The 1,762-nt window shown below is 48.7% G+C and carries 1 pseudogene; it reads left to right on the forward strand.

The window, feature by feature from the left end:
* Nucleotides 1-1,762: pseudogene (locus QVA83_RS14420) on the forward strand (ribonuclease E/G); the annotation flags it as partial.

Below are 1,762 nucleotides of genomic sequence, written 5' to 3' on the forward strand. Positions count from 1 at the left end.
TTATTTAATCACTACGAAATCGATAGACAAATTGAGTCTGGATTCCAACGAGAAGTGCGTTTGCATTCAGGCGGCTCAAATGTTATCATCCCAACATAACGACTAACATCTATATATATTAACTCTGGCCGTGCAACAAAAGGTGGTGATATTGAAGAGACAGCGCTTAACACAAACCTAGAAGCGGCGGACGAGATTGCCCGTCAACTGCGTCTTCGTGACCTAGGTGGATTGGTTGTAATCGACTTCATTGATATGACGCCAGTACGTCACCAACGTGAAGTTGAAAACCGCATGAAAGACGCGGTGAGAAGCGACAGAGCACGAGTGCAATTGGGTCGCATTTCTCGCTTTGGCCTTTTGGAAATGTCTCGCCAGCGTTTACGCCCTTCTTTAGGCGAATCAGCGCATCACGTGTGTCCTCGCTGTTCTGGTCACGGTACCATTCGAGGCACTGAGTCTTTGGCACTGTCTATTCTTCGTATTTTGGAAGAAGAGAGCATTAAAGAAAACACAGGGCAAATTGAAGCACAGTTGCCTGTTCCAGTTGCGACTTATTTACTTAACGAAAAGCGTAAGTCAATTCAGCTTCTCGAAAAGCGCCACGGTGTTGATTTACTGCTTATTCCTAATGCAAACCTAGATACACCGCACTACCAGGTATTACGCAGACGTCCAGATGACGTTATATCTGAAGCGAGTTACGACGTAGAGTTAATGCCTGCGGTAGAAGCTGAGACGGAAACAACGACTTCTGCACCGGTTAAGCGCGAAGAGCCAGCACTGAAAGGCCTTGTTGCACCAACGGCTGCACCTGTAGTTGCGCCAAAAGAAGAAGCAGCAAAGAAAGCCGACGATGTGCCTTCACTATTTGCCCGATTTGGCAAGTGGATTAGTGATTTATTCGGTAGCGAAAGCGAAGAAGAAACTAATAAAGACAAGAAGCCACAGTCTGGTAATAAAAATAGAAACAACCGCAGCCGCAATAATGACGACCGTCGCCGCAAGCCGCGCAACAAGAACAATCGTCGTGGCAATCAGTCTCAAGGTAAAGACCAGAACCGCGATGGTGAGCAGCAGGATAATCGCAAACCGCGCGGCGAACAACAACGAGACCAGAGACAAGACCAGCGTCAAGATCAAGATGATAAGCGCAATAACAAAGGTCGTAAGCCTCGTAAGGCACAGCAACCACGCGATGAGCAACAAAAGCCTAAGCACGAAAAGCAAGATGGCGAGCAGCAAGAAAACCAAGCACAGAAGAAGCGTGAAGTTGCTGAACGTAGAAAACGTCGTGATAAACGCCGCAGCGTTCGTGTGAAGAAAGATGACAACGCGGTGAATACTGCTGAACAAAGCGAAGCGCAGGCCACACCAGTAGCCAAAGAAGCGCCAGTGCAGCACAAAGCTAAAGCTGACGCCAAGCCTAAAGCGCCGAAAGCAGAGTCACCGGTTGAAAACACTGCTGAACAGAAGAAGGATGAGCAAAAGCCAGCCGCCAAAGCCGCGCAAAAGCCAGCGGATAAACCTGCTGAAGCGAAGCCAGTATCGGATGCAGTTAAGGGTGAAGATGACTCATCAGCGGTAACTAGTGATTCCGTTAACGGCACTGATGCAAATACCGACGCTAACAGTGAAGAGCATGGTCAAAAACGTGAAGGCCGTGGCCGTTCACGCCGCTCTCCACGTCACGTTAGTGCCGCTGGTCAACGTCGTAAGAAAGAGTCGCAGCAAGTTGACGATTCAGACACGCAAGCTAAAC

The organism is Alteromonas sp. AO-Serp (assembly GCF_017849675.1).
Classification (GTDB): Bacteria; Pseudomonadota; Gammaproteobacteria; order Enterobacterales; family Alteromonadaceae; genus Alteromonas; species Alteromonas macleodii.